The 19,849-nt window shown below is 48.1% G+C and carries 23 protein-coding genes and 1 tRNA gene; all 24 read right to left on the bottom strand.

Annotated elements, in window-relative coordinates; genetic code table 11:
- The gene (gene trpB, locus BBR47_RS12655; protein WP_012686161.1) at positions 1–1,221 is read right to left on the bottom strand and encodes a tryptophan synthase subunit beta; all 1,221 of its coding nucleotides are present in this window, start codon (positions 1,219–1,221) and stop codon (positions 1–3) included.
- Positions 1,184–1,852, bottom strand: coding sequence for a phosphoribosylanthranilate isomerase (locus BBR47_RS12650; RefSeq protein WP_012686160.1), 669 nt, complete (start codon positions 1,850–1,852; stop codon positions 1,184–1,186). Before BBR47_RS12650 ends, trpB begins: the two co-directional genes overlap by 38 nt.
- A complete protein-coding gene (trpC, locus tag BBR47_RS12645) occupies positions 1,849–2,649 on the bottom strand; it encodes an indole-3-glycerol phosphate synthase TrpC (RefSeq protein ID WP_012686159.1) in 801 nt (266 codons plus the stop codon). Before trpC ends, BBR47_RS12650 begins: the two co-directional genes overlap by 4 nt.
- Positions 2,639–3,664, bottom strand: coding sequence for an anthranilate phosphoribosyltransferase (trpD, locus tag BBR47_RS12640; protein WP_012686158.1), 1,026 nt, complete (start codon positions 3,662–3,664; stop codon positions 2,639–2,641). Before trpD ends, trpC begins: the two co-directional genes overlap by 11 nt.
- Complete coding sequence (trpE, locus tag BBR47_RS12635; RefSeq protein ID WP_012686157.1) at positions 3,658–5,172, bottom strand: anthranilate synthase component I; 1,515 nt, start codon at positions 5,170–5,172, stop codon at positions 3,658–3,660. Before trpE ends, trpD begins: the two co-directional genes overlap by 7 nt.
- Before the next feature lie 287 nt (positions 5,173–5,459).
- Entirely contained in the window at positions 5,460–5,837 is a 378-nt protein-coding gene (gene aroH / locus BBR47_RS12625) for a chorismate mutase (protein WP_012686156.1), read from the bottom strand.
- 2 nt (positions 5,838–5,839) lie between these two features.
- Positions 5,840–6,940, bottom strand: a complete 1,101-nt coding sequence (gene aroB, locus BBR47_RS12620; RefSeq protein WP_012686155.1) for a 3-dehydroquinate synthase — start codon at positions 6,938–6,940, stop codon at positions 5,840–5,842.
- Positions 6,940–8,103 (bottom strand): chorismate synthase, encoded by a 1,164-nt coding sequence (gene aroC / locus BBR47_RS12615; protein WP_012686154.1) that lies wholly within the window; start codon positions 8,101–8,103, stop codon positions 6,940–6,942. Before aroC ends, aroB begins: the two co-directional genes overlap by 1 nt.
- 231 nt (positions 8,104–8,334) lie before the next feature.
- The gene (locus tag BBR47_RS31240) at positions 8,335–8,493 is read right to left on the bottom strand and encodes a hypothetical protein (protein WP_007716564.1); all 159 of its coding nucleotides are present in this window, start codon (positions 8,491–8,493) and stop codon (positions 8,335–8,337) included.
- Positions 8,494–8,569: 76 nt separating this feature from the next.
- The gene (locus BBR47_RS12610; RefSeq protein ID WP_012686153.1) at positions 8,570–9,343 is read right to left on the bottom strand and encodes a CheR family methyltransferase; all 774 of its coding nucleotides are present in this window, start codon (positions 9,341–9,343) and stop codon (positions 8,570–8,572) included.
- A gap of 127 nt (positions 9,344–9,470) precedes the next feature.
- Positions 9,471–9,914: a nucleoside-diphosphate kinase gene (ndk, locus tag BBR47_RS12605; RefSeq protein WP_007716560.1), complete on the bottom strand. Its 444-nt coding sequence runs from the start codon at positions 9,912–9,914 to the stop codon at positions 9,471–9,473.
- A 104-nt stretch (positions 9,915–10,018) separates the two neighbouring features.
- Positions 10,019–10,984: a polyprenyl synthetase family protein gene (locus BBR47_RS12600; RefSeq protein WP_012686152.1), complete on the bottom strand. Its 966-nt coding sequence runs from the start codon at positions 10,982–10,984 to the stop codon at positions 10,019–10,021.
- 9 nt (positions 10,985–10,993) lie between these two features.
- Positions 10,994–11,857: a menaquinone biosynthesis protein gene (locus tag BBR47_RS12595; RefSeq protein WP_012686151.1), complete on the bottom strand. Its 864-nt coding sequence runs from the start codon at positions 11,855–11,857 to the stop codon at positions 10,994–10,996.
- A gap of 4 nt (positions 11,858–11,861) precedes the next feature.
- Complete coding sequence (locus tag BBR47_RS12590; protein ID WP_012686150.1) at positions 11,862–12,458, bottom strand: UbiX family flavin prenyltransferase; 597 nt, start codon at positions 12,456–12,458, stop codon at positions 11,862–11,864.
- Positions 12,455–13,324: a UbiA-like polyprenyltransferase gene (locus BBR47_RS12585; RefSeq protein WP_041749391.1), complete on the bottom strand. Its 870-nt coding sequence runs from the start codon at positions 13,322–13,324 to the stop codon at positions 12,455–12,457. The genes BBR47_RS12590 and BBR47_RS12585 overlap by 4 nt, the downstream gene beginning before the upstream one ends.
- A 47-nt stretch (positions 13,325–13,371) precedes the next feature.
- Positions 13,372–14,091, bottom strand: a complete 720-nt coding sequence (locus BBR47_RS12580; RefSeq protein ID WP_041749390.1) for a demethylmenaquinone methyltransferase — start codon at positions 14,089–14,091, stop codon at positions 13,372–13,374.
- A gap of 4 nt (positions 14,092–14,095) precedes the next feature.
- Positions 14,096–14,929, bottom strand: coding sequence for a heptaprenyl diphosphate synthase component 1 (locus BBR47_RS12575; RefSeq protein WP_012686147.1), 834 nt, complete (start codon positions 14,927–14,929; stop codon positions 14,096–14,098).
- 125 nt (positions 14,930–15,054) lie between these two features.
- Positions 15,055–15,570: a hypothetical protein gene (locus BBR47_RS12570; RefSeq protein WP_016740019.1), complete on the bottom strand. Its 516-nt coding sequence runs from the start codon at positions 15,568–15,570 to the stop codon at positions 15,055–15,057.
- A gap of 76 nt (positions 15,571–15,646) precedes the next feature.
- Positions 15,647–15,877: a trp RNA-binding attenuation protein MtrB gene (gene mtrB, locus BBR47_RS12565; protein ID WP_012686146.1), complete on the bottom strand. Its 231-nt coding sequence runs from the start codon at positions 15,875–15,877 to the stop codon at positions 15,647–15,649.
- Between the two features lie 37 nt (positions 15,878–15,914).
- On the bottom strand, positions 15,915–16,625 hold the full coding sequence (locus BBR47_RS12560) for a lytic transglycosylase domain-containing protein (RefSeq protein ID WP_012686145.1): 711 nt from the start codon (positions 16,623–16,625) through the stop codon (positions 15,915–15,917).
- Between the two features lie 112 nt (positions 16,626–16,737).
- Positions 16,738–16,814: transfer RNA gene (locus tag BBR47_RS12555), tRNA-Pro, on the bottom strand.
- A 69-nt stretch (positions 16,815–16,883) separates the two neighbouring features.
- A complete protein-coding gene (gene folE / locus BBR47_RS12550; RefSeq protein WP_012686144.1) occupies positions 16,884–17,447 on the bottom strand; it encodes a GTP cyclohydrolase I FolE in 564 nt (187 codons plus the stop codon).
- Between the two features lie 236 nt (positions 17,448–17,683).
- Positions 17,684–17,956 (bottom strand): HU family DNA-binding protein, encoded by a 273-nt coding sequence (locus BBR47_RS12545; protein ID WP_005831316.1) that lies wholly within the window; start codon positions 17,954–17,956, stop codon positions 17,684–17,686.
- Between the two features lie 237 nt (positions 17,957–18,193).
- Positions 18,194–19,672: a stage IV sporulation protein A gene (gene spoIVA / locus BBR47_RS12540; protein WP_026133991.1), complete on the bottom strand. Its 1,479-nt coding sequence runs from the start codon at positions 19,670–19,672 to the stop codon at positions 18,194–18,196.
- Positions 19,673–19,849: the final 177 nt, after the last annotated feature.

The following is a 19,849-nucleotide window of genomic DNA, read 5'->3' as shown; positions in this document are numbered from 1 at the left end:
TTACTCTCCCCCTTCTGCTGTCAGCGCTTCTTGAATAGTCAGTACGTCCTTGTCGCCTCGACCGGATAAACAGATGACTACTAGTTTGTCTGAAGACATCTCTTTCGCACGTTTTATCGCTTCAGCTATGGCATGTGCGCTCTCCAACGCTGGAATGATGCCTTCCGTTTGGCAAAGCACTTGGACTGCCTCGAGTGCTTCTGCATCTGTTACCGAAGTATAGGTCACTCTTCCAGTGTCTTTGAGATAGGCGTGCTCAGGTCCTACTCCTGGATAATCCAAGCCAGCCGAAATCGAATGCGCTTCTTGCACCTGACCGCTTTCATCTTGCAACAAGTAGGTTAAGGAACCGTGGATGACTCCCGGGCGTCCGAGTGTTAGTGTTGCCGCATGCTTTTCCGTATCCACTCCTTTTCCAGCAGCTTCTACCCCTCTGAGCGCGACAGACTCATCCTGGATGAACGGATAAAACATACCAATCGCATTACTGCCTCCACCAACACAAGCAACGACCTCATCCGGAAGCCTTCTGAGCATTTGCAGGACTTGACTGCGCGTCTCTTCTCCGATAATTTTTTGGAATTCGCGAACCATGTATGGGTATGGATGCGGGCCAACCACAGATCCGATGACATAAAACGTTTCTTCTACGTGAGAAACCCAATGACGAATCGCTTCGTTTGTCGCATCCTTAAGTGTACGAGAGCCGGATACCGCAGGGATGACTTCTGCTCCAAGCAGCTTCATCCGAAAAACATTCAATGACTGGCGACGAATATCTTCTTCCCCCATGAATACCTTGCACGAGAGGCCAAGCTTTGCCGCCACGGTTGCACTTGCCACTCCGTGCTGACCAGCACCCGTTTCGGCAATAATTGATTTTTTGCCCATCCGTTTGGCAAGCAATGCTTGGCCCAAAGCATTGTTCAATTTATGTGCGCCCGTATGGTTGAGATCTTCTCTTTTCAAATAGATCTGGGCACCGCCGACCGCTTTCGTCAAACGCTCTGCATAGGTGAGCGGGGTTGGGCGTCCAGCATACTCGCTGAGCAGTCCATTCAATTCCTGAACAAATGCCGGGTCACGACGCGCTTCTTCAAAAGCGATCTCGAGCTCTGTCACCGCATTCATCAAGGTTTCCGGAATAAACTTGCCTCCGAAGGCACCAAATCGTCCGTTTTCGTCAGGCACGACTCGCGTAGTTGTTTGAATGTTGTTCATGCGCCTTCACCCTCTCTACCAATGTTTTTATTTTTTGAGCGTCTTTTACGCCATCCGTCTCTACTCCACTAGACACATCGACTATCCCTGCTTGATACTGTCCCATTAATTCTCCGACATTCTCCGCATGAATCCCTCCAGCTATGATGCAGTCTGCTGCCTCACATGCTGCTTGCAATGCAGGAATTTGTTCCCACGAAAACTTTTTGCCTGTACCACCTGCTTGACCAGGGTCATATGTATCAAATAAAAAGGCACTGACAATACCCTGATAGGATTGAATTGCTAAAGCAGCATCCGCTTCTCCGCCCACAGCCAACGCCTTCCACACCGGAAGAGCGAACCGCTCCCGAACTTGCTGGCAAAATTGTGGCGTCTCCTGTCCATGCAACTGGATCACGGATAACGGTGCCTCGCTTAGTACTTCCTCCAGCTCTTCCATCGTCGGATTAACGAACACGCCAACAGCAGGAGGGTGACCCGGAACGGCTGCAAGCAATTGTCCAGCAGTCTGGGCATCAACTTGTCGCTTACTTGGGGCAAAAACAAGGCCTACGTAATCGACTTCCAGCTCTTTTAACAGTGCAAGTGTTTCCGTCCGCTTGATCCCACATATTTTCAAGCGAGTCATACACTCACCCCCGGTGCCGCTTCTCCCACGAGATCAATAACTGCGCGCTCGACGTCTGTTTGGCGCATGAAATGCTCTCCAACCAGCACAGCCCGGGCTCCTGCACTTTGTACATTCTCAATATCCGCCGGTGTCGAAATCCCACTTTCGCTCACGATCGTCAGTGACGCAGGTAGTTCTGCAATCAACTCATGCGTAACGGCAAGGTCCGTTTGAAACGTATTCAAGTTTCGATTGTTGATCCCAAGCAATTTCGGTTCCATCGCTTGAAAAACAAGCTCACATTCGCGTTTGTCATGGACCTCAATCAGTACATCCATGCCCAGCTCCTCGGCAGTTTGGTTCAGGTGGCGAAGCGTTTCCCTATCGAGAATCGCAGCAATGAGCAACACACAATCAGCGCCTGCTGCTCTTGCTTCCACGACTTGAATTTCATCCAGAAGAAAGTCTTTTCTGAGTAACGGGCGATCAACTACCTCGTGAATTTGCCGTAGATAGCTTAAACTCCCTTGAAAAAAGGACTCGTCTGTCAAAACAGACAAACATTCTGCTTGAGCGGCCTGATAAGCCTTCGCGATGGTCACTGCCTGGAAATCAGGTCGGATTAACCCTTTGGACGGGGATGCTTTTTTCACTTCGGCAATCACGCTTACAGGCCGTACACTTGTCTCCAATGCTTGACGAAATCCGCGTGGACGCTGAACTTCCTTCGTTGCATAAAGCAATGCTGAAACGGTTGTATCTGTATAAAGACGTGCGATCTCCTCGCGTTTCTTTTCCACGATTTTACGAAGCATGAATCATACCTCCTGCGATGTGACGAACATGCTCCAGCTTCCGCATGACCAGTCCGCCGTCGATCAGTTCCGCTGCACGTATAACCCCAGTTTCAATCGAGCTAACCCGATCTGCGAGGTAGAGGATCGCTCCCGCATTCAGCAAAACGATGTCGCGTGCTGCCCCACGTGCTCCGGAAAACACGTCGTGAATGATCTTGGCATTCTCATTGGCATCACCGCCACGCAAAGCATCCTTCTCATGTCTGCGCAGGCCGAACTGCTCTGGCTCGATTTCATATGTCAAAATACGCCCATCCCGCAACTCGGCAATATGACTCGTTCCGGTGACAGTCAATTCATCCAGTCCATCCGAGCCTGCTACAACGAGCGCTCTTTTCACATCGAGCTCGTGTAAGACTGCGGCTACATTCGGAAGCAGCTTAGCATCATAGACGCCCATCAGCTGATGGCTAGCTCCTGCGGGATTCGTCAATGGCCCAAGTAAATTAAACACCGTGCGAATCGCCAATTCTTTTCGCGGGCCAGCCGCATGCTTCATCGCTTGGTGGTACAGAGGAGCGAACAGGAAGCAGAGATTGGTCGCACGCAGGCAATCTGCGGCGTCCTTGGGAGATAAATTAACGGGGACTCCCAACGCTTCCAACACATCAGCACTTCCGCTTTTGCTGGAAACCGCACGATTTCCGTGCTTGGCGATGCGTACACCGTCAGCTGCTGCGACTACTGCACTCGCCGTCGAAATGTTAAAGGTATGACTTCCGTCTCCACCTGTTCCGCAGGTGTCTACCAGACCTGGAAGCTCGATGGGAAAATTCATCGCGCGCGCTCTCATGGCTTTGGCAAAGCCGATAATCTCTTCCACCTGCTCGCCCTTCAAGCGAAGGCTCGCTAAAAATGCACCAATCTGAGCTGGAGTTGCCTTTCCGTCCATAATCTCGCCCATAGCCTCTTCTGCAACCGTCCGTGTTAAGTGCTTCCCAAGCAGAATTTGTTCCAGCGCGTATGTTAGCATGACAACTCCACCTTTCTGACAAATAGCTGTTCTGCTTTTTCCAACGCAGAGAGCATCGCTGCTGCTTTGTTCACCGTCTCTTGGTATTCACTCGCAGGGACCGAGTCCGCTACGATGCCTGCACCTGCCTGCACATGTGCGTAACCGTCCTGAAAGAACAACGTTCGAATCGTGATGCAGCTATCGAGTGAACCATCAAATGAAATGTAGCCAATTGCTCCCGCATACAGATGACGTGCGTCAGGCTCAAGCTCTGCAATAATTTCCATTGCCCGTAGCTTGGGAGAACCGGATACCGTACCGGCCGGAAAAGCACTCAGCAATGCATCGAAAGCGTGCAGTCCCTCACGAAGCTTGCCGGTCACATGCGAAACCATATGCATCACATGGGAGTAGTTTTCAATAACCAACGCTTCCTCCACTTTCACGCTTCCGTAAGTAGAGACCTTTCCTACATCGTTGCGCCCCAGATCCAGCAGCATGTAATGCTCGGCTCTCTCCTTTTTATCTGCCAAAAGATCAGCCGCCAACGCAGCATCTTCTTGTGGGGTTGCCCCTCTTTTCCGCGTTCCTGCAATCGGACGCATCTCTACTTTTTCATCTTCTACACGCACGAGTAGTTCTGGTGAAGTCCCGACGACTGTCTCGCTCTCGTATTCGAGATAGTACATGTACGGGGAAGGATTCAATGTACGCAGCAATCTATAAACCGCAAAAGGATCAACATCCGTCTTTACGGAAAAACGTTGGGATAACACGACTTGAAAAATGTCGCCGGCTGCGATGTATTCTTTCGCCTGCACGACTAGCTGCTCGTATTGCTCACGCGTCATATTTGGCTGTACTGTCAATGGCGCTGGCGTATCTGCTGCTACTTGAATGCGTTGATCCATTTCAAGCGGAGCCATAACCTTGGTAGCCAGCTCCTCGATTCGTTCGCAGACTTGCTTGTATTTTTCGCCAATTGTATCCGCAGTGTCTCCTGGCTCAACATGGAGATTCACAATCAATTGAATCTCCTGCTTCAAATGATCAAAGGCGATCATCTCATCGACAAACAGAAAGCGCATATCCGGCACTCGTACAGCTTCCTTGCGATGTGCTGGCAAATTTTCGAAGTAGCGCAGCGTATTGTAGCCAAAAAAGCCTACCGCACCACCACTGAGACGAGGCAGCCCGGGCAGCTTTGGGCTTTTGTAACGATCGGTTTCTTCACGCAAAAAGGAAACGGGATTTCCTGTGTGGACATGCTTTTCACCAGTGCGATAGGAAACCGTGATTTCTTCACCTTTTGCTTCCACGATTTGAAAAGGATTCATGCCAATGAACGAAAAACGCGCCCAGCGAGCACCACCCTCTACGCTCTCCAGCAAAAAGGAATCACTTTTGCGAATCTTCTGATACAAACGAATCGGAGTCTCTTGATCTGCCAACAGTTTCATGCTTACAGGGATAAGGGAATACGACGCCGAAAGGGTCTTGACCTCGGCAAGGGAAGGGAAATACATGGACTCTCATCTCCTCAATTAGTGGGAGAGAAAAGGGAATGAGGCATCCACCTTTTCTACACCCGCTTCTAGAGCGAGAGGTAGGGGGAGAAATTTTAGTATACAAAAAAATCCAGACAAAGAGACCTGGATTGGGTGTCAATATGTACCCAGCCTTCTCTTCTCTCCTCAACCTAACTCATCTCAACTCTGCTCAACTCATTCTCTGCTCTCAGCCGGCTTTTGCTTATTACCGGAAAAACGAGGCGCTCTCGTTTCACTTATGGTAAAAGAGAGCGCCCTAATTGTCAACCGCGATTTGTCAAATCTGGGCGCAGCTTGACTGCATCACGCAAAAAGACGTGATGAATGTCTTTTGCTGTCTTGTCCGTATTCACATGCATCATGACACGAATACAAAGCGGCAAGCCACCTGGCACCGGGATTTCTCTTGCGCACATGAGTGGGACGTATTGCCAAGCTTCTCCTTCAAGCAGACGGGCCGCTTGAGCGGGGAAGGTCGCACAGAGGTCCTCTGTCGTCGTAATAATAATGCTGCCAATGTCTTCGGGGTTTACTTCGTTGCGGCTTACCATTTCCTCCAGCAACCATTTGGTAGCGGAGACAATCTCTTCGCGCATATCGACTTCCACTGTGACCGCGCCTCTGATTCCTCTCGTTCCCATCCTTATCCCTCCACTTCTTCTCTCATAACTCCCAGTATGAGTTCTTCTTCTATATTTTTGACGACTTCAACCTGCCCGATTGCCCTAGGCAGCACCAAGGCCAGCTTTCCGCCTACTGTCTTTTTGTCTCGTTTCATGGCTTCCAGCACAGCTTCTGGCGAGAGATTGCCCGGCCACGCCGTTGGCAGGTGGAACAATTCCAGCATCCGTTTTGTGCGATGGTATACACCTGTCTCGGCAAAACCAATCCGTTCCGCTACCTTTGCAGCCAAACACATCCCAATGGAGATAGCTTCCCCATGATTCAGGGTGGAGTAAGCAGACAGTGCTTCAAACGCATGACCAAACGTATGACCCAAATTCAGCAATGCACGCTGCCCTTGCTCTGTCTCGTCTTGAGAAACAATAGCCGCTTTGACTGCGCAACCTTTTTCAATGGCTTTCCCTAATAATTCTGAATCGAGCTGCCATAGCCTATCAGCGTTGTCCTCCAGCCAATCGACAAAGGCAGCGTCAGCGATAAGTCCATGCTTCACAACTTCTGCAAAGCCTGCTGCGACTTCCCGCTTCGGCAAGCTATGCAAGGCTATCGTGTCATAAATAACAACTTTGGGCTGATGGAAAGCCCCAATGAGATTTTTTCCGAGTGGATGATTGATCGCTACTTTTCCGCCAACCGAGCTATCATGTGCGAGCAAGGTAGTCGGCATTTGTACGAAATCAATGCCGCGCATGTACGTAGCAGCCACAAATCCAGCCAAGTCACCGACGACTCCGCCACCGAGAGCCAATACAGCAGACTTCCTGTCCAGTCCTGCATCAATTGCCTCTGTCATCAATCGCTCGTAGACAGCCAGGCTCTTCGATTGTTCTCCAGCAGCAATGACAGCTGAGTGGGCTTGATACCCATGCTGCCGCAATACACCCAGCAAAGGCTCTAAGTAATGAACGGCTACATTCTCATCTGTGACAATCATCAGCTTGCTAGTAGAAGCAATCCCTGCCTCTACTAGCAACGCTGCTGCCTGGTCCAAAAGACCCTCGCCTATCACAATTTCGTAGGAGCGCTCGCCCAGCTCAACAGTCAGCTTCTCCACGCTCATTAGAATTTCTCCGTGTACGCACGGTATTGACGTACGTTTTCTTCCATGTCGTCGAGAGAGTCAGAAGGGAATTTTTCGCACATGGCATTCGCGATCTCCCATGCTACCACTGCCTCCGCAACCACACTTGCCGCTGGAACAGCACAGCTGTCGGAACGCTCAATGCTCGCTGAGAATGGCTCTCTCGAATCAATATCCACACTCATCAGTGGCTTGTACAAGGTAGGGATCGGCTTCATGACACCGCGAACAACTACAGGCATTCCTGTCGTCATTCCGCCTTCGAGTCCTCCTGCACGATTCGTTTTACGGCTGTAGCCAGTTTCTTCGTTCCAAACAATCTCGTCATGAACTTGCGAGCCTTTCAGACCGGCTGCCTCGAATCCGATTCCGATTTCGACACCTTTGAAAGCCTGAATGCTCATTATCGCTTGTGCAAGACGTCCATCCAGCTTGCGGTCCCATTGCACATGGCTACCCAAGCCAATCGGCACGCCTTCCACGATTACTTCTACGGTACCACCGAGGGAATCCCCGTCTTCTTTTGCTTTGTCAATCGCTGCCATCATCAGCGGCTCCGCTTCTTTATCCAAGCAGCGCACTGGCGATTCTTCTGTGCGCGCAATCAGCTCGTCCAGACTTACTTCTTGTCGCTTCGCCACGATCTCATTAATCTGGAGTACCTGTCCGCCAATACGGATACCAAATTGAGCCAGCAATTGGCGAGCGACTGCACCAACAGCTACGCGGACAGTAGTCTCACGAGCGCTGGAACGTTCCAGAATATTGCGCATATCGCGTTGATGATACTTAATCGCCCCGTTTAAATCAGCATGTCCAGGACGTGGACGGGAAACACGACGCTTTTCTTCAGAGCCTTCCTCTACAGGCTCAGCACTCATGATGCCTTGCCAATGCGTCCAATCCTTATTTTCAACGACCAGTGTGATAGGAGCTCCGGTTGTATATCCATGACGGACACCAGAAAGAATTTTCACCTGATCCTTTTCAATCTGCATTCTTCTGCCGCGGCCATGGCCTTTCTGACGACGTGCCAACTGCTCATTAATTTCCTCAATGGAAATCGGCAGGTTGCTCGGTACGCCCTCAATGATAGCTGTTAATTGCGGCCCGTGGGATTCCCCTGCTGTCAAGTAACGCATCTCTATCCTTCCTCCATCCTCCTGGCAGCCTGTATCCCCTAAAGGCACTCTTTTCGGGGTGCTGTCCTTTATCACTTTTAAGCGCTATAATATCATACCTAGTACGCCGTGGAAATACAAAAGTGACAAACGTTTGCGAAAAACCTTTTGGTCTTACAGGAAAACGCCCCTCCGAATAAGGAGAAGCGCTCTCTTTACGCTATCGCGATCGAACGAAGCGTTTATATTTTCCTACACGTTGAAAAAAGGATTGGGGCTCAGTGGTTTGCGAGTGTGATCCACGCGTATCAAATCATCTAGTTGTGTCCTCTCCGCCCCTAATATCTGACCACATTCCTGCAGCGTGATCAGCCCTCGACGGTATGCCTCGATGACCTTGTGTTTGTCCATCTGCTGCCTCCTCTTGCAAAGTAGGTATTCCTAGTCTAGGGAAAAAACAGCAGAGATATACCAAGGCCAACCTGAATCAACCCATTTTTCGATAGAAGAACGTATCCTCTGTCTCCAGTTGGTATTGCTGCGGCTGAAAAATTTGTTCTGTGCTGCCTACAAAGAGTACCCCACCAGGCTTTAGTGCCCGGCTAAACTTATGATACAGCTCATGCTTTGCTTCTTCGGTAAAGTAAATCATCACGTTCCGGCAAATAATTAAATCAAATTGAGAATCAAATGAGTCCGCCAATAAATTATGTTTTTTGAACGTCACTTTTCTCTTCACTTCGTCCGTGATGCGATAGCTGAGTGTATCTTTTTCAAAATACTTCGTAACGAGGTCTTTCGGACAATCTTGCAGGGAACGGTCCGTGTATACCCCTTGCTTTGCTTTTGCCAGTGCACCCTCATCAATATCGGAAGCGAGCACGGTCGCATCCAACTTCTGACGTAACAAAATAAGTGAAAGTGTGTACGGCTCCTCCCCTGTCGAGCATGCCGCACTCCAGCATTTCACCCGTGGGGATTGCTTTGCCAAGCGTGGCAAAATTTTATTCTCGAGAACTTCCCACCGGCCTGGATTACGGAAAAATTCCGATACGTTGATGGTCATCCGATCGAGGAACTCGTAGAAAAGCTCCTTGTCTTTAGCGATGGCATCGAAATACTGGGCAAATGTGGTGTACCCCCGCTTTTGTCTCAACGAGGTTAGACGGCGCTTCATCTGTGCTTCCTTGTAGAGGGCAAGATCAATTCCAGTCATTTTTTTCACACTAGCTATAAATTGGAGAAAGTCCTTATCTTCCATGCTGAATCGTACCCCCTTTGCAAACTCCCTATTTTCATTCGCTATATTTCGTCATTATCCTATCTGTTTTGACAAAGATTTTGACAAAAAAAAGAAAACCCCAATAATGGGGCTTTCTCGAACAGTCTTAGATCCAGCGTTGGATAGTTTTCTCGAAGGAGAGAACTTCTTCCGCGGAGAACCACAGGCCGATTTCACGCTCAGCGCTCTCAGGAGAGTCAGAACCGTGGATGATGTTCATGCCAACGGAAGTAGCGAAATCGCCACGGATCGTACCGGAAGCAGCGTCAACTGGGTTTGTTTTGCCCATCATAGCGCGAGCAGTTGTGATTACGTTGTTACCTTGCCATACCATTGCGAATACTGGACCGGAAGTGATGAAGTCAACCAGTTCACCGAAGAATGGGCGCTCTTTGTGCTCTGCATAATGCTCTTCAGCCAGTTCGCGGCTTACTGTCATCAGCTTAGCACCTACGAGTTGGTAGCCTTTTTTCTCAAAACGGGATACGATTTCCCCGATCAGGTTGCGTTGTACGCCATCTGGTTTTACCATAAGGAATGTTTTTTCCATTGTATGTATGCCTCCATTAGAGCTATGTATTGGTGTATAGGACACCAACGAAAATTTTATCAAAACTAGCGTGGTCAAGCAACAGGCAGACCGTCAAAATATCATTAAAATTTGCGATCGATGATATAATTAGCGATACCTGTCAGGGATGTCTTAGCTTGGTTGTTAGGCAAATCGGCGAGAATGGCATGCGCACGGGCGATATAGCGTTCGGCGAGGCGCTGCGAAAAGGCAATGCCCTCATCTTCTCGCACCATACGAACTGCTTCATCCGTATGATCCCAAAACGTATTTTTCGCGATCCATTCCTGGAATTGCGCACGTGCTTTTCCATGATGAGCCGAATAAAGCGCAGGCAACGTAATGTTTCCATGCACCAAATCACTTCCAGCCGGCTTCCCTAATTGCTTCTCCGTCCCTGTAAAGTCCAAAATGTCGTCGGTAATTTGAAAAGCCATCCCCACATTGTAGCCATACCAGTACATTTTCCGGATCATATCAGCTGACGCGCCGCTTGCCACTGCTCCTAATTGACAGCTAATCGCAATTAAAAGCGCAGTTTTTCGTTTAATTCTGCGTAAATAGGTACGGAAGTTTTGGTCCCAGTTATTCAAATCCTTTACTTGCTGGATTTCTCCCTTGCAAACCTCGACGATTGCATTCGAAAGAATTTGGTGCAATTGCGGGATCGGGAGCTGGGAGGCAATGGCCAATGCCCGTGCAAAAATATAGTCGCCGGCGTACATAGCTACTTTGTTATCCCACTTCATTCGAACCGTATCTTTCCCGCGGCGCTTATCCGCATCATCAATTACATCATCATGCACCAGGGAAGCCATGTGGATCAGTTCGAGAGGAACGGCCACATGCTTCAATTTTTTGACGTCGTAATTGCCCCACTTACCGCCAAGCAAAACAAAAACGGGTCGAATCCGCTTTCCTCCTGCCTTGAGCAAGTGAGTCGAGGATAGATACAGCTCTCGAACCGGCGTATCAATTGCTTTCTCCAGTTCATCTTCTATGTATTGGACATCTTTTTTCATCTTGAAGTAAATATCGACTAGATTCATCCGTTCCACCTATCTCGTCAACGTAGTATTGGTCTGTCGGCCGCCAGCTTGCCACAGATCGACGGTTGCAGGTGCCGATAGAAGTCCCAGCTCCGCTGCGCATCGGTAATAGTACTCCAGTCCAATCCGCTGAACGTCACCGAATTCGTGCTGTAATCCTTGGAAATAGTGGATCCATTGCTCTTTCTCTCCACCGAAATGCGTGTGAACGTAGTCAATCAATGGGGCTGTATTTGCCCTTGTCTTCCTTTTGCTCTCTAAAAAAGAGGCATGGACGTCCGCGATCAAGTCATGATGATCGGCAATAACTGCTCGACGAAGAGCCCAAATGGCAAAGGTCATGGAATAGCCCGTAAATTGATGCCACAGCTCTCCTAGGTCGTAAACATGAAGGTCTTTGGCCGTTCGCTCAGCGGTAATGGCGTCATCCCCGATCAAGAGCGCTGCATCAGCATCCTCCAGCATTTCATGCAAAATAGGTTCCTGTGTAACGTAGGAAATCTCATATTCGTAAAACTTATGGAGAATGATCTTTAAGAGATTCACTGTGGTAGCCGATGTGTTGGTCAAGGCTATTTTGGCACCGTTTACTTGTTCAATCGGCTTTTTGCTGAACAAGAAAAGGGAGCCTACTCTCCCTTTGGCACTGACAGACAGATCTGCCAATGCCACGTATTCGGAGGCATGCTCTGCATAGCTAAACGAAGAAATCGGTCCCAAATCAATCTCGCCTTTTGCCATTGCAGTATTTAACTGGGCAGGAACTTGGCGGATGAATTCGATTCGGTCTTCGAATTTAGCCTGATCAAAATAGAAGTAAACCGGCAATACATTGGTGTACAAAATTTGTCCAACACGCAAAGACTTTTGCATGCGTTTATTCCCCCCAACGCCGGAATAGCGAATGTGGTACATCAATTGCATCCAAAGTTTTCCCTACCACAAAATTAATCAGATCATCCATGGTTTGCGGTTTCTGATAGTAGCCTGGCATGGCAGGCAGAATCTTGACTCCCAGACGGCTTAATTTGAGCATGTTCTCGAGCTGAATCGCATTGAGCGGCGTCTCTCTCGGAACAATGACCAATCGCCGCCCTTCCTTGATCATGACATCAGCAACGCGCTCCAGCAAATTGCCGGATGCGCCATGTGCGATGCCAGAAACAGTCCCCATCGAGCACGGTACTACGATCATACCGTCACAGCGATAGGAACCACTGGCTGCGGGACAATTAAAATCTCGCAGTCCCCAATAATGTAGCTCACCCGAAAAGTCTTGTTGCAGCTTCTCCTGCAAAAGAGCTTCTCTATCATCCGTGTGCCAATCCAGTTCATCACGAAATACTTGCCAGCCTGCTTCTGTAATCATCAAATGAACGATATGTCCAGCACGCAAAAGCTCCTGGACGACTCGAACACCATAGATAGCACCACTTGCACCTGTTATCCCGACAGCCCACTTTTGGTTGTTCATGCAATCACCAAATCAATCATCGTAAAGGTAAACATCACGACACTCAAGATGCCGTTCATATTAAAGAATGCCATATCTAGCTTGGACAGGTCGGTTGGCTTCACCAGCGTGTGTTCATAGATCAAAATCGCACCAGAAATGAGCACACCTACCAGGAACCAAATCGACAAGTCTGCAACTACATACAACGACATCAGACCAACGAAAGTAAGAACGTGGCATATGCGGGCGATCAGAAGTGCATTGGCAATTCCGAAGCGGCTCGGCATGGAAAAAAGTCCTTCTTTTCGGTCAAAATCAGCGTCCTGGCATGCATAAATGATATCAAAGCCTGCTGTCCAGAACATAACGGATGCAAACAATAGAAGGCCGATGCCATCTACTTGACCCGTTGTCGCTACCCAGCCCCCTAGGGGACCAAACCCAATGGCAACCCCGAGAACAAAGTGACAAAGCCAAGTAAAGCGTTTCGTATAAGAATAAAGCACCAGAACGAACACAGCGAGCGGCAACAATTTCACAGCCAAATCATTTAACTGGAATGCAGCTATGAACAACACCGCAAAGGACACCACGATAAACAAAATGACTTCCACAATCGAAATGAGGCCAGCAGGAATCGCTCGTGTGACGGTCCGAGGATTTTTCGCATCAATTAGCCGGTCGATGACACGATTTAAGGACATCGCAGCACTGCGAGCGCCCACCATCGCTACCGTCACCCAAAAAATTTCCGACCAAGTAGGCCATGCATGCTCTACCACAATGCTTCCCAAAACAGCTCCCATAAAAGCAAAAGGTAAGGCAAAAAGGGAGTGCTCGAATTTAATCATTTCCAAGATGATTTTTAATTTACGTAGACCCATTTATGACACTTCCTATCTAGTGAAGAAATACCGGTTTACTCCTCATATTATGGCTTTGTGCCAATATGCAAGGCTGATACGCCGCCCATAAACAATTTGACCTGAACCGGGTCCAAGCCTGCTTTCTGAAACATGCTTGCCAGCTCGCGGCTGTCCGGGAAATTGGTCAGGGATTGTGGCAGCCATGCATACTCTTCGTATTTGTTGACTGTCAGCTTCGCGATCAATGGCAAGATTTTGTAGAAATATAAGTAAAATAGCTTCCGGTACGGAATGAATGGTGGCTTGGACACTTCCAGAGAAACGACTTTGCCCCCTGGCTTCACTACACGTGCCATTTCATTCAACACCTGCTGGACATCTGGCACATTTCGCAGGGCAAATCCGATTGTCACGAAGTCGAATGTATCATCCTCGTAAGGCAGATTCATTGCATCTGCGTTCACTAGCTTTACATTGTTGCCAACACCTGCGTTCGCCACTTTATATGCTCCTACATCCAGCATATTCTGGCTAAAATCAAGGCCAACAACACTGCCTTCTTTTCCAACAGCCTTGGCCAATGCAATCGTCCAGTCTGCTGTACCACAAGCAACATCCAAAGCCGTATGCCCTGACTGGATATTCATCTGCTTCATCGTGTAATTACGCCAAGCAATATGACTGCCAAAGCTGATTACATGATTCATTTTGTCGTAATCGTTTGCAATGCTCTCGAAAACGGAGTGAACGTACTCTGCTTTCTCATTCATCTGTGTCTGGTTCACTTGGCTACATCTCCTCAATTACCTTCTTCAAGCGACTGATCCGATGGGAGTACCGTGCCGTAATGGATGCAAGCATGTTCCGCGTCTCTGCAGGATGCAGCGTACGCACCATTTGCTCACATAACCCGATTAATTCGAGGGCTTTCCCCTCAACACCTGACAAAACTTGCGCGAGTGTAGCCCCGGGTTTTTGCAGCAAAAAACGGGCAAAACCAAAAGGGACTTGTTCTTGCCATTTGAGCTGCTCCCACTCACCGATCACACTCTCTACCTTGGCTGTTTGCTTCATCAGATCACTCCAGAAACGACGGCGATCAGCTGAATCAGCATACTCCTCTACAACAGCCACGTATAAGCCTGTATCAATCGTATTTCGCAGTTCCCAGTACTCTTCATCTGATAAAGTCTTGCTATCTCGCCCAGCGATGTAGAGTCTCATTTTTGCTTCGTTCACTCGCTGAATAGCTGCCGACAACACTTGAATGGCTTGGATTTCACCCGCTGAAGCCAGAAGGTGATAATAACGACTGCTGTAATAATCACCTGCAAGTACGGTCAGCTGTCGGTTTCGCTCCGCGCTCTGTGAGGAGTCGTACTCATTTTTCACGAGCTCATGGGTGTCCAGTCCCAATTGGACTAGCCCAGTTGCTGTACATAAAACCGAAGCCTTTTCCTTCGGCATGCCTTGTTCCAGCAAAAAAAGGTACAACAGCTCTAGACGATTTTCCGCCATGGAAGGAACGTCAACATAATGTTCTACATAGGAATGGGTGATTCTCTTGTAGATTTGTTCGATAATGGACCGAACCTCTACATTCGGGGAAAGTTCTTTGCTCATGCGTCCTCCTCCACAAGCTGCACAACCTAAAGATGTCTGCCTGTTCCGTACTGTTCCTTACTCTTCGGTCTTCCTCTGCCGTCCGGTCAAAAGGCCGTCTCTACTATCATACCATACTTCTTCCATCAGGGACTAATTCGCTCATAAAAATACGGCTCGATTCGAATAGGAAATGTACTGCTTACAAAGGTCTGGATATCCGAAGGATCGGTCAAAGGTTTGTCTTGTCCTGCAAGATTTCCAGTTGTCGATTGTATGGCAATCAATAATCTCGATTCTTTTGGTGGATCCGTCTCCTCCAACAAGCGATAGTACACGGGCCCGACATTGTCTGCATAGGTATACAAGTCGTATGTCAAACGGTAAAAATCTTGATAGACGGTGTTTAACTCTACTTTTTCGTCAGGTTTCACCACAAAATCGACATAGATCGATGGGTTTTCCCATTTTATACGCTTAATATTATAATGTGTCGACATCCTTGTAAACAAATCAAGGGCATTTTGCTCGCTTAAGTGAATGGCACGTGCTGACTGAAATGTCGGTATATCCGCTTGCATCCACTGATTTGTGGGAACGAGCGACAGCATCAGAGCCAAGAAAGTGGAAACAGCAATCGCCATCAACAATTGGCGCGGCATAGACATCCCTCCTCTCCTCCATTGTACAAACAAAAAAAGCAGGCTATGCCTGCTTCTTAGCAAAACGACTTGTTCTTTATTCGGTCGTATCCACGACGCCATGCTGCGAGTAAATCACTGCTTTTCCTCGCACTTTAATTGCAGAGGTGTGCTCCGTAAATTGAAAAATCATGACTTCGCCTTTATCGAGCTTCTCTGTATGATGAAAACGCGTATCAGTGCCTCTTGTTAATCCAATCACATGAACGCCATTTTCCTTCGCTTTGACTACGAAATAATCCTGATTAAATCCCGATGATTGTGCCAATGTGTTTCCTCCTGACCAATACGGTATGCGCGTACGTCTAGTATGATGCCCCTTCTGACTCCAGACGGCTCATGATCTTGTCTACATAGCGCTGTGTCTCTTGCGGCAATTGGTCAAACTTCGCTTCTAGCTCGTCATCACTGCTGATTCCCAGACGACTCATCCGACCTGGGCCAGCATTGTAAGCAGCAAGTGCTACTTTCACATCTCCATCATAACGATCCAAAAGCGATTTTAAATATTTTGTTCCACCTTCAAGGTTTTCATCAGGGTCGTATACATTGCGGACTTGCATGGCTTTTGCCGTATTGTCCATCAGCTGCATCAAGCCCTTTGCCCCTGCGTGAGATTCTACATTCGGATTGAAATTGGATTCAGCCCTAACGACCTCTCTCACCAGATCAACGTTCACTCCGATCGCTTTCGCTGTCTGATCAATCTTGTCCAAGATTTCCGGAGTAGGAACAGATGGCCCTTTGGCAAAAGACAAGGACTGCTCATTTTGAATCTGCGTAGGAATCTTCCAGCTCCTGGATCCATCTAGTTTGGCCAAAATCTCCTGCGAACTGATTACCCGCTGGCCGGTTGTTGCTAACTGGGACTGCAAGATGTCCGAGAAGAGCCCCTCGTCTCCATATGAAAGCGAAGAGGCATCATGGTTTTGCGGTAATGTTTGCAAATATGGTTGAAGTGATACAGGCACCTTCATAGCATTGAACAACCCTTCCCTAGCTTGTCTACCTATCATTATAAAAAAGAAAGATCAGGAAGCCAATAGCAAATTGGTACTACTTGGGAGAGTAGCAATTATACACAAAAAAAGAAGCCTCTGTTCAAGGCTTCTGATTGTTATATGTAGATGGTCGGAATGCAGGGATTCGAACCCTGGACCTCACCCACCCCAAGGGTGCGCGCTACCGGGCTGCGCCACATCCCGACTGTACATCCGTACTATACAATATTTTACCTATAGAGTCAATATAATTTCCTTATTTTTGCATTCTGATTAGCGCATCAAACTAATGACTTCTGCACGCGCAGCCGCATCTTTCTCAAACATACCGCGAACAGCAGAGGTGATCGTTTTTGAGCCTGGCTTTTTCACGCCACGCATTGTCATGCACATATGCTCTGCCTCTACTACCACAACTACGCCGTGCGGATCGAGCTTGCGCATAATCGAGTCAGCTACTGTCGCTGTAATTCTTTCCTGCAACTGCGGACGTTTCGCCACGGTATCGACCGCACGCGCGAGCTTGCTCAGTCCTACTACGCGGCCTCCACGCGGTACGTAAGCGACATGCGCTTTTCCGAAGAAGGGAACCAAGTGATGCTCACACATAGAGTAAAACGGAATGTCCTTTACTAACACCATTTCCTCATGATCTTCGCTAAAGACAGTCTCGAAATACTGCTCTTCGTCTATATGCATGCCCTCAAATACTTCGGCGTACATTTTCGCAACTCGCTTAGGGGTATCCAGCACTCCTTCACGATCAGGATCATCCCCCACTGCCTCTAGGATCATGCGAACAGCTTGCTGTATTTTATCTAAGTCGACGTTCATCATTGTACCTCCTACGTAACGGCATACGCCTTGTTTCTCATCACTAAGGTCTGCCTGCTCCAAATCAGTGCCAGACTTAGTGCCTGCTCGCAATCAAAGCCAATCTTACCATATCGTTTAAAAAAAGACAAAAAGATATCCCAGAATTCTCATAGGCAAACTGTATGTAGATAGAAAAAAACCCACATTTTATCAATGTGGATTTTTTTATGTAAGTGCTTCGTTCTCAAAAGAAACAACTACTTGATGGAGTCTTTGAGTTGTTTACCTGGTTTAAACGCAGGTACTTTGCTGGAAGCGATTTCGATCTCTTCACCAGTTTGTGGGTTACGACCTTTACGAGCCGCACGTTCACGAACTTCGAAGTTACCAAAGCCGATCAGTTGGACTTTATCACCAGTTTTCAATGCATCTGCAATTGCGTCAAGAACTGCATCAACTGCTTTTGTTGCATCTTTCTTGGTGAGTTCTGTGGTTTCAGCCACTTTTGCAATCAGTTCTGTTTTGTTCATTATATTCACCTCCCCTCAAAGAACACCAAGTCCTAGCTATTATTTTTCTTAACCGAAACGAAGCGTTTTATACACGAATGGTTGTTTTTACCGATCTGACAAGCTTATAGTAATACACCGATTTCTTAAATTCAAGCCCCTCCTGTCGAAATTGAACGAAATACAAGAAAAAAAGGCATCTCGTCATGTCAGATGCCTTCCCTCTATTTGTTATTTATAGGACTTTGGAACTATTTATTAGAGTATGATCGCTATCAGGCCACCCGATCCCTCGTTGATGATTCGACCCAATGTCTCCTGTAATTTGTATCTGGCGTTGTCTGGCATCATAGTAATTTTTGCCTGAATACCCTCTCTTACGATGGAATGGAGAGAGCGTCCAAAAATATCGGAGTTCCAGATGGAAAGCGGGTCTTTGTCAAAGTCTTGCATCAGATAGCGGACAAGCTCTTCACTCTGCTTCTCTGTACCGATAATTGGAGCAAATTCAGACTCGACATCCACCCGAATCATGTGAATAGATGGCGCTGTTGCTTTAAGTCTGACACCAAAGCGCGGTCCCTGGCGGATTAGTTCAGGTTCGTCCAAGGTCATTTCATGCAACGACGGGGCTGCTATACCGTAGCCCGTACTTCGGACCATGTGCAATGCTTCCGCTACCTGATCAAACTCGCGCTTGGCATGTGCGAACTCCTGCATGATTTTCAGCAAATGATCTTTGCCATTTATCTCTACTCCGACAATTTCCATCAAGATGCGGTCATACAGTTCATCTGGCGCGTAGAGGTCAATCTCTGCGATCCCTTGCCCCATGTGCATACCAGCAAGAGAGGCTCTCTCTACGAAGTCATAGTCATTGAAGAAGCCGACGACACGGTCCACATCGCGTAACCGGCGGATGTCCTGCACGGTCTCACGTACAGCTTCCTCGTAGTTCTGACGCAGCCAGTGCCCGTTTTCCAGCACCATTACCCAGCTCGGCAGATTGACATTTACTTCATGAACTGGGAATTCGAACAGGACTTCTCTCATGAGGAGCAAGATTTCCTGCTCGGTCATATGATCAACCGACAAAGCAACGACTGGTACATCGTATTTTTCTTGGAGTTGTACCCGAAGGTTTTGTGCTTCATCAGAGCGCGGACGCGTCGAGTTCACAACGATCACGAACGGTTTTCCGACTTCCTTCAGCTCGTTTACAACCCGCTCCTCTGCATCGATGTATCCTACACGCGGTATTTCCGCGATGCTGCCATCCGTTGTCACAACAATCCCGATTGTCGAGTGTTCCTGGATAACCTTGCGTGTTCCGACTTCGGCCGCTTCCTCAAATGGTACAGGCTCTTCATACCAAGGTGTATTTACCATTCTTGGGCCATTGTCGTCTTCAAAGCCCTTTGCCCCTTCTACCGTATAGCCAACGCAGTCAACGAGGCGGACATTGATGCTGAGTCCTTCTGTCACATGTACGTTAACGGCCTGATTCGGAACAAATTTGGGCTCTGTTGTCATGATTGTTCGTCCTGAAGCGCTCTGCGGCAACTCATCTGTCGCTCTTATCCGCTCCGCTTCAGAGTTGATATTCGGGATGACAACTTGCTCCATAAACCGCTTGATAAAGGTCGACTTTCCCGTACGAACAGGGCCTACCACTCCGAGGTAGATGTCTCCGCCCGTCCGCTCGGCAATGTCTTTAAAGATGTCGACTCGTTCCACCATCGATGACCTCCTTCTATTTGTCTATTTTTACACTATGACCGATTTTCCGAATTATCCCTGACCGCCAGTATTTTCGTAGGGAATCTCGTACTAGTTTTGTGGACAGTACAAATATATGTATTTTTGTGTTAACTAGAACAAAAAAAAAACGACCCTGATGCGAGTCGTTTTTCA

This window comes from Brevibacillus brevis NBRC 100599 (assembly GCF_000010165.1).
In the GTDB taxonomy this organism is placed as follows: domain Bacteria; phylum Bacillota; class Bacilli; order Brevibacillales; family Brevibacillaceae; genus Brevibacillus; species Brevibacillus brevis_D.
The sequence above is the reverse complement of the archived record's forward strand: the minus strand, read 5'-3'. Positions and strand labels throughout refer to the sequence as shown.